Origin of the sequence: Peptoniphilus duerdenii ATCC BAA-1640, from assembly GCF_000146345.1 — a bacterium.
GTDB lineage: Bacteria > Bacillota > Clostridia > Tissierellales > Peptoniphilaceae > Peptoniphilus_B > Peptoniphilus_B duerdenii.
The window spans coordinates 1,930,440-1,942,633 of sequence record NZ_GL397071.1 but is presented as its reverse complement, the minus strand read 5'-3'; the positions used below and the strand labels follow the sequence as shown (position 1 = coordinate 1,942,633).

2 protein-coding genes are annotated in these 12,194 nt (G+C 37.4%); both read left to right on the top strand.

Annotation, left to right across the window (positions count from 1 at the left end):
* Positions 1-469 precede the first annotated feature (469 nt).
* Positions 470-3,079: a hypothetical protein gene (locus HMPREF9225_RS08765; protein ID WP_008902588.1), complete on the top strand. Its 2,610-nt coding sequence runs from the start codon at positions 470-472 to the stop codon at positions 3,077-3,079.
* 35 nt (positions 3,080-3,114) lie between these two features.
* A complete protein-coding gene (locus HMPREF9225_RS08760) occupies positions 3,115-12,174 on the top strand; it encodes an Ig-like domain-containing protein (protein ID WP_008902587.1) in 9,060 nt (3,019 codons plus the stop codon).
* Positions 12,175-12,194 lie beyond the last annotated feature (20 nt).

The following is a 12,194-nucleotide window of genomic DNA, read 5'->3' as shown; positions in this document are numbered from 1 at the left end:
GTCTATTCCAAAAAATATTACAAAATTAAATATACTTGTACAAAAAACATACTGCACAACATTCAACATACCAACCATAACGGCACAAATAATTAAAAAAATAAATACATATTTATATAAAATCATTGTTAAAAAAATGATATTTACTTGCACTATATGTATATTTGGTGTAAAATAAATATAGAAAATTACTGAGAATAACAGCATTACACGATAACGATTTACTAAGTTATTGCAAGATAAATTTTCAAAAATGAAATTGTACGATTTTACAGCTTTTAATTAGACTAAATTCATATAGTACAATAATAGAGAGGTGATATTACAAAGAAATTAAAGAAATATCTTACATGTATAATAGCCAAATAATATTGACTAAATTTTTATATGTAAGATTAGCAGACCAGAAACAACATTCGTGGTCTTTTTGTTTATTCAGAAATAATACTTATAAAAAAAGGAGGAAAGAATGGATAACAATCAAAGAAGCAAAAGATATCTATCTCTAATCTTAGCACTAGTTATGATTATCGGAGTGCTACCTACAGATATCTTCGCTGATGAAGTTCAATATGTCTACGATATCAAGAACAAAACACCATTAGAAAAATTAGAACGAAATAGTGTTTTCAAAAAAGTAAGTGGACAATATTCAAATCGAGGAGCTGCAGACCCAAGTATTTTGTCAAATCCAGTAGCAAATCCAGTAAATGAATCAGCTCCAGGTAAGACAAGCAGCCGTTCAGTAGACGCGGAAGGTAAACCACCAGTTGAGTGGGACAAGACACACGGCAAAGGCCGTGACGATGGCTCTGCATACTGGTCACTACCAGCAGGCGTTTCTGTTGTCAATGCTCACAATGGTCCAGACCCACTAAACACATTTGGTTTTACCTACTTAGGTAAGTACCTAGATGACCAAGGACGTATTGTACTTAAATTTGACGTAGGTCACAGACCTACAGCAAACTCTTCAGTTTGGGCTAGGTACGTAATGCGTTTCCCTAGGGAACTTTACCAAGCGGTAGACCCTGAAGCTTCTTTCGTACTATGGAAGCAATCCGAAGTATATAAAATCGATAATTTTGATAGGCTATATACTACAGACGTTACTGATCAACAAGCCTTTACTTATCAGTTCCCTTTTAGGAACTCCGGCGCCCAATATCAACACCGTGAGATAAATGTTGTATTGAAGAAAGATGTTAATTGGGAAAAGGACTTTGAAGGTAAATCACAAGTAATACAACTTCGTCTTTATAATGGAGACAACGACAATCTAAAGATTTTCTCTACATCTGCTTGGGGTTCAAATTATAACTTTACATCTTTTGGTTACAACACTCACACTAAGACAGCAGTAGTTGGTGACCTATCCAAACGTCCTGGAGACCTTATAGAATCAACAACTATATCGATGCAAGACATCTACAACGATGTATTCCATACAGCAGACTCCACACTACAACTAGATAAAGAAAATAAAAAGGTAAGAATTATCTACAATATTGCAAAGATTAATACCAATGCACCTGTAGGAACACCAAACTCTGAATATAAGGTTCTTGGAGAAGACCTTGCTCTTCGTCAATCACTTGACCCTGAGTTTGTTAGATTCTTAGATTTAACAGATAAAGACGCAAAGATCGGTACTTTTAGGTTATATCATGAGGACGAAAAACCCTCCAAGGACGGTCCTGGTCTGACAGCTCAAACAATCGACATCTATGCCAGAGACCTAAACGGTGTTAAGAAGACTCCTCAAGGACAAATTGCCAAAGATGAGAATGGCAATCCAATCTATACTCGTACTGACAAGTCTGTATTTATCCAATTCGGTACAAAGGATTTCGTTGATAAGGAAAACCCTGATCCAACAGATCCAAACTATATATTCACAAAGCGTACAGCTGGTGTTAACATCTACAACCCTACTAACAACGGTAACGGTATACTTGGTGTATTTGAATACAACATCGACCCTACACTAATTAACGCGACTATGATTAAGAATAAAGAGTTCTCTAAGAACTTCATGTTCGACACTCGTTACCTAACATCTAACAATGAAGGTATGCGTAAGTATACAGGCGTTGTTCAAAAGGATATCGTCTACGGACCAAATACAAAAAACTTCTATAGCATCCGTATGCAAAACTATACATCGCTAAATACTAGCGTTGTAGGAAGCAATACAGCTGTAGACTTTGTTTTAAATATTGGCGGTCCAAATGGAATCTGGAAGTCTTGGAAACGTGAGGGTGCTGCCTGGTTCGATGATGGCTCAAAAGCTTATGCTATTTCAACCTATGGTAAGCAGTTCTACATGACAAATCACCCAATAAGAATAGGTGGTACGATAAAAGCCGGAACTCCTATTACAGTCTATATACCAGAAAGCAAATCAAAGAATGTAAGTAAAGTTTATTTTGACCTAGTAACCGGAAGCCAAAAGGGTACTTCTCCTACAGCTCTTAAGGATCAAGTGTCACTAACAGGTAAAAACAGTGTTACACTAAATAAGGAAACTAAGAAAAATGGTTCTGACGTCTTCCACGATCCAATGTATATTAAAAATACAGTGTCAACAATTGGTGGTTCTGCTATCAGAGAACAATACACACCTATCGTAGATGAAATCTTTACAGACTCAAAAGAATTCACAGGTATCATGAGAACTGAAGGTGGTGTCCTAGCATCACTTTACAAACCAGAAGCAACTGAAACTAAAGAACACTTTGGAGAAAACTGGTTAGTTTCTGAATCTGATAAAGATGGAAACATCATCAACTACGAAAGAACTGATGGTAAACTTAAAGAAGGGGATAAACCAGAATCCATTTCTCCAAACAAGATTCAAGAAGAAAGAACTGTAAAAGGCAAAAACGAAAAAGATCAAGTAGTAGACAAAACTTTTAAAGGTTTTAGATTTACTATTAAAAAACTATACAGCGGCGGAGAGCAATTTAAAGACTCTGATAATGAGACTTTAATATCAGGCTTCAAGCTAATAAAGGACCAACCAGTTATGTTTAATGCATTTAGACATACATCACTACAATCCGCTCCTGTAACCTAAAGAATGAAGGCACTGAAAATCTTTGGCAAGAAGAAATGCAAAAAGATGAACCGAATTTTGACGAGTCTAATTTAACAAGTTCATCTCTAGCACTTAGCCTAACTAAAGATCAAGTAACATCTGGCGGAATCGACTACAAACTTACATCAACTTACGATGTTATAAACGGTGGTACTGTTACTATCAAGAGACAAAAGGACGTAGTAACACCAAAAGATCCTCACAACCCAGGCAATAAACCTGAAGGATACGCAAGAATCAATCTTTCCGCCGATGCACTTGGCGGTGGCCCTGCAGGGACCTTTACGAAAGACAACCCAGGCGACACTCAAAGAGTAGTTGATGTAAGAGCTGGCAAGCCTTATACAGTAGCCAAAGCTGAAATTGATAAACAAGGTAAGCCATTCCCATTAACAGGTGAAAACAAAGTCGATACTGGAAAAACATTTAAGGCATGGGCACCAGAATTATCTACTCTTGGTACTGCTGCAGATAAAGATACTAAAACTTTAAATGCAACCTACGAATCAAGTAAGGTAGAAATAATTCCATACCTACCAACTGAACCAGTTCCAACACATGATAAAGATAATCTTCCAATACCAACTGATTATGTAACAGTTACTTTCAAATCAGAAGATGCAACAAAGGGTAATGTTAAGATCGGCGACAAGGAAGGTGCAACTGTACTTGCAAAAGTAAAACCAGGCATCGACCTATCTCAAAAAACGGAAATCAAGACCGTACCTGCTGAACACTACGGATTTACCCAATGGAAACCAGTATTAGGCAAGGCAGCAGCAGACCAAACTTACACAGCATACTTCGTAAAATCAGGTGAAGAAATCGGCGAAAAGGATCCAATACCAGAAGGTTGGTTTAAAGTAACCGTAAGTCAAGACGACGATTCCATCGTAGCCAACACCGTTAAAAAAGCAGTTTATCCGGTAGAACCAAACGGGAAACTAGCATCTGATAAATTTACAGACTTGACAAACAAGGCGAAAGATGGCTACAAAGACCCAGCATGGTATGTTGGTTCAGATAAAGTTGAAAAACCATACGAAGTAGCAATCAATTCTTCCATGGACTTTGTCGCAAGAGCAACTGAACTTGAATCTCACAAGATTACAAAAGACAATGGTTTAAAACCAGTCGATTTCACAGTCTATAAAGGCGATGAAATGGGTGAAGGCTTCTGGAAGAAGGGTGTTGAGCTTAAAACTGCAGACGAAAACCTACAAAAACTATTAGATGCAGCAAAAGTTACTGACGATACAACCCCTGCAAGAACAACGGAAAAAGCCGGCGAACAAACAGGTACACTAAAAGTTACTTTTAAAGACGGTTCTACAATAGATGTACCAAACCAAACACTTACAGTTATCGACACAACAGTAAAAATAGACTACAACAAAGATGCCAATGCACCTCGTCACAAAGACGAAGTTGTAAAAGGCAAAATTGATAGTAAAGAAATACTTGAAGGCGCAAAAGTTGAAATCCTTGACAAGGACAACAAAGTAATTGGTATCACACTTGCCAAAGCAGATGGTTCATTCATCGCAGGTACAAGAGAACTTCAAGCCGGCGAAACAATCAAGGTAAGAGTAACACTACCAAAGGCTGGAAAAGCATCTGAACCGGTTGAAAAGACAGTTAAGCTAAACGCTGACAGATTAAAAGACCTACTACCAATTGCTAAGACACAAAAGGAAAACTTTAGTAAAAAGCAAAATGCTATTATTAAACAAAAACTAGATGATCTTAACACTGCAATCACAGAAGCTGAAAAGCTTGTTGACGAAAAAGGTAAGGCAAAAGGCGATGATACTGCTGATAATCAAACAACAATTGACAATGCAGTTAAAGCTTTAGAAGAAGCTCTTAAGGCACTAACAGCTAATATCCCACCTACTATTTCAGGTCCAAAGACTCACGATATATTTGTAGGCGAAGCACTAGATCTAAAAGCTTTAGTTGACGTAATAGACGGCGACGGAGCAGACGACCTAGTAGTTGAAAATGGCTCAAATGTTAAGATAGCAGCTGAAAAAGTAGATGGACAAAATAAAACACCAGTTACAGATCTTTCTAAGATTAATGAAACTGTAGGAACTTACAAAGTAACTTACACTGCAGAAGATAAAGCAGGAGTAAAAGTTACTCACGAAATGACACTTACAGTTAAGCCAAGAACTACTTCAGCAATCGAAGTAACTTCAGACCCAACTAATATGTCTTACCTTATCACTGAAAAGAATGGCAAGGCAAAACTTGACCTTACAGGTATGACACTAAACTTAGTTGATAATCTTGGTAAAAAGACTAAGGTCGAACTAACAGATAAGAATGTAACTTTCAAAGTTAATGGTAAAGAAATCAAAGACGGTGGAGACCTTACACTTGAAGATGATGTTCACTTCATCGAAGTTGAGTACAAAGATGGAGATAATACACTTACAGCTAAGACAGACGGCGTTCTTCGTGTAGGCCCAGATTATGATAAGGATGGAACAGACGACAGAACTCAAAACTTTGATCCAAAGAACATTGAAAAACTTGAAGTAATCAAACAACCACAACTTGACTATATTGCTAAGGATGCAGAAGAAGGCAAGACCAAATTCAAGCTAAACCTTGAAGGCATGATTGTAAGAATGACTGACAAGGCAGGCAAGGAAAAACTTGCAGTATTTAATGAAGGCAAGTTTGTAGACTACGACAATATTACAAAAGAAATAGCAGGACTTACTGCAACACCAGCTCATGGTGCAAAATTAACACCACAAACTAGTGATACTGATAAGGGTCATAATGGAAGTAAGGTTGCTATAACTGGACCAAATAATTCTAAAGCAGAAACAGAACCATTAAAAGTATTCTACGATGCTAACAAGGATGGTGAGCCAGACTACGGTCAAGAACAAAAAACTCCAGCACCATCAGCAATGGCTAGAAACGTTGGAAAAGATCCTAAAGTTACAACAGTAGAAGGTATGGCAACACCAGGCGCAGTAATTAAGATTACTGACAAGGACGGAACAGCATTAACAACTGAACCAAAAGAAGTTAAGGCTGGACCAGACGGAAAATACACTGCAACTATTCCACTACAAGCTGATGGAACAGAAATCAAAGTTACAGCAAAACTTGGTGAAATGGGCGAATCAGACCAAACACCAGCAACTGTATTTGACGACAAGAACAACAACAAGCAACCAGATAGGGACGAAGGCTTCAACATTGCAAAAGCAACAGATATTAAATTCGTTGACCAACCAGACCTAACTTACCTAGTTAAAACTAAAGAAACAGAAGTAACATTTAATGGTAAGGATGGAAAAGGCAAGCCAATTTACCTTGAACTATCTTACAAGAACGGCGACAAAAAAGAATCCAAAATCATGACTCTAGAAGACTTGATGAAGGATACTGAAAACATCGCTGTAACACCAGCAAAGAGCACAAAAGATAAGATAGGAAATGACCCAGCAAACCTAGTTGGCAAAGCAATTGAAGTAAAACTTGTAAATGTTAAACCAGAAACTACTACTTCAAAAGCAACATCAACAAGCAAATTTGCTATCGAAATCGATGCAGATGGAAATGGAAAAGCTGACAAAGACGAAACAACAGCAACACCAACAGTAACTGCAAGAAACATTGGTAAAGATCCACAAAAGACAACAGTAGAAGGAACAGCACCAAAGGGATCAACAGTTACAATCAAGTATACTCCTGAAGGTGGACAAGAAACTACTAAGACTGTTACTGCAAATGAACAAGGAAAATATACAGCAGATATAACACCTAAGTTAGATGCTGGTAAAGAAGTAAAAGTAACAGCTAAAGACGGAGAAAAGAAAGTATCTCCAGAAGTGAAAACTCAAGTCTTTGAAGACAAAGATAACGACGGTAAAGACGACAAGTCACAAAACTTCGATATCACAAAAGCAGATAAGATTGAGATGGTTTACGACCCAGCTAAGATGGACTACCTAGTAACATCTAAAGATGGTAAAGTAACTCTTGAAACAAAGGGTATGGTAGTTAAAGTAACAGACAAAGCTGGAGTAGAAAAGAAATTCACAGCAGAAGAAATTAAAGACGATAAAAACTTCACAGTAGAACCTGCAGAAGGGTCAGACCTAGGATTAACAGATAGCGGCAAACCAGTAAAGGTAACTCTAAATGTTCAAGGTGCAAGTGTAACAGTTGCACAAACATCAAGAAACCTTTCTGTTAAACTTGATGCAAATGGCAACGGCGTTGATGATGAAAAAGAAAAACTAGATCTTACAAAAGTAACAGGCATCAAGATCATCAAACAACCACAACTTAACTATCCAATCACAACAGTAGGTGGAAAGACAAATATCAACCTAAGTGATATGGTTGTCGAGTTGACAGATGGAGTAAACAAAGCCAACTATACAGCTCAAGAATTACTAGATGCTAAAGTTGGTGAAGGACAAGCAGAAAAAGCAGCTTTTAAACTTGAATTAGTTCAAGGAAGTGCAACAGCTGCTCCTACAACAACAGCAATTGAAGCTGTAAACAAATTAGAATTAACGACTGCAAATGACGGCAATAAAGTTCAAATTGCTCTAGCTGCTAAAGCAGATGTTAAGACTGAAACAGAAGCTTTACAAGTATTTGAAGATCTTGATGGCGACGGCAAGAGAGATAGCAAACAAACTCCTGCACCAAAAGACCTAAAGGCTTTGAATAAAGGCAATGATACCTTTACAACTATTACAGGTAAGGCAACGAAGGGTGATACACTTAAAGTCTATGGCGAAGATAAGAAGGAAATTCCAGTTGACCAATCCAATATTACGATTGATGAAAACGGAAACTTCACTATAAAAGTATCTAAAGACAACAAGGCCCTAGATCCAAACACAACTGTATTTGTTACAGCTAAAGCTGAAAACAAAGACGAATCTGCAAGGATACCTGTAATCGTTCAAGTTGACAAGGACGGAAATGGCACAGCTGACAAGGATGAAACAACAACTATCACATCAGTTATCGCTAGAAATATTGGTACTGGCGACACAACACCTAAGACTCCAGCAACATTTACAACTATTGAAGGATATGCAGAACCAGGATCTAAAGTAACAATCACCTTTACTGAAAAAGGTAAACAAGAGGCAACAACCAAGAATGTTGACGCGAATGCCCAAACTGGTGAATACAAACTTGAACTAAAAGGTGATACAGAAGCAGAAAACATTCTACTTCCAGCAGACACAGTTATTAAGGCTCAAGCTAAATTCGGTGATAAAAAAGATTCACCAACAATCGAAACCAAAGTATTCGAAGATTTAAACGCAGATGGTAAAGATGACAATGCTACTAACCAAAAAACAGACAGACCAACAGCAAAAGCACTTAATGTTGGTACAGATCCTAAGGTAACTACTATTACAGGGAAAGCTGAACCTAATGCAAAGATTGTAGCAAAAGCAACTATAAATAATGTAGAAGTAGTTGTAGGAACAGCAACAGCAGATGCAACAACTGGTGAATACACTATCGAAGCAACCAAGAATGGTAAGACTGGCGAAGAAAGTACAGGAGCACTTGAAAAAGACACTCCAGTACAAGTAACAGCTCAAGCAACAGGCAAACTTGTATCTGATCCAACGGCAACAGTTGTTAAGATTGATAAAGATGGCAACGGCGTAGACGACGAAAAAGAAAAATTCAACATCAAGAAGGCTACAAAAGTTGAAATAATCAAAAATCCAGACAAGATGGATTACTTGGTTAATACAACTAACGGCAAAGCTAAGTTTGAAACTAAGGGTCTAGTAGTTAAATTTACCGACGACTCTGGAAAATCTGCAACATACACAGCAGAAGAATTAGCTAAGATGCAAGATGTAACAATCAAACCAGCTAACAATGATGAAATTGGCTTGACACCTGACGGCAAGACCAATAAAATGGACTTAACAGTTACAGTTACAGGAGCAGAAGCTGCTGATAAACCAACTGCTAAGGCAGATAAACAAGTAGTGGTTCAACTTGACGCTGATGGAAACAATAAAGCTGATGAAGACGAACAAACACCTGAACCAACAGTTACAGCACGTAATATTGGAACAGATGGACCAGACGGCAAAAAAGTTCCAGCAACAAAGACAACTGTTGAAATTAAGACGGAACCAAAAGCTAAAGTTACTATTGAATACAAAGATGCTAACAATGAAGACAAAAAAATTGAAACCACAGCAGGTGAAGATGGAAAGTTAACTCAAGAAATCACACCAAAGCTTAAAGATGGTACTGATGTAAAAGTTACTGTTCAAGACGGAGAAAAGAAACCGACAGATAAAACTGTTAAAGTATTCGACGACTTAGACGGCGACAAGATTCCAGATACTAAAGCAGGTCAAACAGAAAGACCAGCAGCTCTTGCATCTAACATTGGTAAGAAACCAGAATTCACAACAATTACTGGTGAAGCTGAAAAGGGTGCAACAGTTACAGCTAAGGTAGGTAATGAAGTAGTAGGAACTGCAACAGCAGACAAAGAAACTGGTAAGTACACTATCGAAGCTAAACAAAATAACGCTCCTATCAAAGAAGGAGTTAAGATTGATGTAACAGCAACATTAGCACCAAAGGCTGAATCAGAAAAACAAACTGTAGTAGTATTTAAAGATACTGATGGAACTGGACAACCAGACTCAGCAAAAGATTTCGATGTTAAGAAAACAACAGGAATGCAAGTAGTAGCATCTCCAGATAAGATGGTTTACTCTGATGGAGACAAACTAAATCTTGACGGACTAAAAGTTCTTCTTACAGATGTAAATGGAAATCAAAAGATTTTCACTTATAAAAATGCTGACAACTCTGAGTTCACAAACGCAGGTCTATCAGTTGACTTAAAACAAGAAACTGTGCTTTCATCTAAAGACTACGATGCACAAACTGCAAAAGATGGTCACAATGGTAGAAAGCTTGTAGTAACACTTGATACAACTGGTAACACATCTGCAGAAAAAGCAATAACAGGCCAAACACCAACAGCACTAACTGTAAACAAAAACCAATCAGCACAACCTACAGATGTCGTAGCAGCTAACCAAGGTGACGCTACAGTTACTAAGGTAAAAGGTAAGGCAACTAAGGATGCTGAAATCAAGATTACAGATGCTAATGGACAGAGCCTACTTCCAGAAGGAACAACAATTAAAGCAGATGCTAACGGAGACTTTACTGCAGATCTTAACAAATTGTTAAATCCAGGAACAAAAGTATTTGTTACAGCAACAGAACCAGGTAAGTCTGAATCTCCAAAGGCAGAAACAACTGTTATAAGAGATAAAGATGGAAACTGGAAACCAGACACAGGAGCAAAACTTTCAACACCAGTAATCGATCCAATAAGAGAAAAAGATGAAAAAGTTGTAGTAGCAGCTCCAAAGGTTGATGACAAGATTCAAACAATCGAAGTTTCAGACCAAAATGGAAAAACTGTAAGGCTTACAAAAGATCCTGCTGATACAACAGGTAAGACTTGGATTGTTGAAGGATCAGACCCAGCAGAAAAAGTTACTGAAAATAACGAAGGCAAGCTAGAAATTCCTGTAAAGGATAAGCTTCCACTAAACGACAGAGACCAAATTAAAGTAACATTTAAAGATGGCGAAAACCCAGCTAATGAAGCTTTCGATAAGGCACCTGTTCAAAAATCAAGTCAAACACCAAAAGTTGACCAAGTTTACACAGGCGACAAGAATGTTAAGATTGCAGATCCAACAGTAGCAGACCCAACAGCTAAGACTATTAAAGTTAAAGTTGGCGACAACGATTCAATGACTGTTGAAAAACAACCAGATGGTAGCTGGAAAGTTAAAGAAGATCCAAACAAGGAAGTTAAAGTTGAAGACGGTAAGATTGTAGTACCACTTGACCCATCAGCTAAAAAAGGTGACGTTATTAAGGTATCAACAATCAACGATTCAGGTAAAGCTTCACAAGAAGCAAAAGTTACAGTTGAAGATAAGGCTGCAACTAAGAAACCTACAATCAACAGAGCTAACAAAGATGAAAACTCTGTATCTGGTACTGCAGCACCAAACGCTGAAGTTACAGTAACAGTAACACCTAAGGGTGGAGAACCAAAGACATTTACAGGTAAGGCTGATGGAGATGGAAACTACAAGGTAACAACAGATCCATTAGTAGATGGGGATACAGTTGTAGTCAAAGCTTCCGAACCAGGTAAAGCTGACAACACATCTGATCCTAAGGTAGTAGGAGTTGATACATCTAAGCTAAAAGACTCAATTGATAAGGCTGAAGAAATCGGTGGAAAAGACGGAGCAAATCTTAAACCTGACGAAAATCCAGTTGATAAGGCATTAAAAGATGCTTTAGATAATGGTAAAAAAGTTAAGGAAAAAGGTGATAACGGAGATCCTAATACAGATCAAAAAGCAGTTGATAAAGCTAAGGAAGATTTAGATAAAGCAATTGCACAAAAAGAAGCCGACACAGCAGTTGATAAAGCTAAGGACAATCCAACACCTGAAAACATTAAGGATGCACAAGATAAAATCGATGCAATCCCAGGAAGTAAAGATCCAAATGCAAATGACTATAATCCTATCAAGAAAGAACTTCAAGATAAACTTGATTTAATTAAGATTATTAAAGAAGCAGAAAAAGAAACTCAAAAAGAAGGTTATAAGGATAAGCCAAAACAAGATAAAACAGCTTTAGAAAAAGCTATAGCAGATGGTAAAGAAAACCTAAAGAACAATACTAAGATTGTTGAATCAACTAATACTATTCAAGAAAAGCTGGATATTATAAGGATGGAAAGAATCAAAGTTGGAGTTGAAAGCTTGGGCGTAGGCCTAGAAACATTGAAAATCCGAACTTCCGTACCGGGTGCAAAAGTAATAATTAAGATTAACAACGTTGTAATTGATACCATAACGACAGACTCATTCGGCACCTTCTCAAAGGGATTAAAAGAAGGATTGAAATCAGGTCAAAGGGTAATCTTGGAAGCAAGCAAATCTGGATATAATGATGGAAGATACAGGGAAACTGTAGAATAAAAGAGCAAAGGAGAAGATTT

Excerpts from the sequence above, each read along its gene's own strand:
- HMPREF9225_RS08760 (WP_008902587.1), top strand. The coding sequence starts at position 3,115 with ATGCAAAAAGATGAACCGAATTTTGACGAGTCTAATTTAACAAGTTCA.
- HMPREF9225_RS08765 (WP_008902588.1), top strand. The coding sequence starts at position 470 with ATGGATAACAATCAAAGAAGCAAAAGATATCTATCTCTAATCTTAGCA.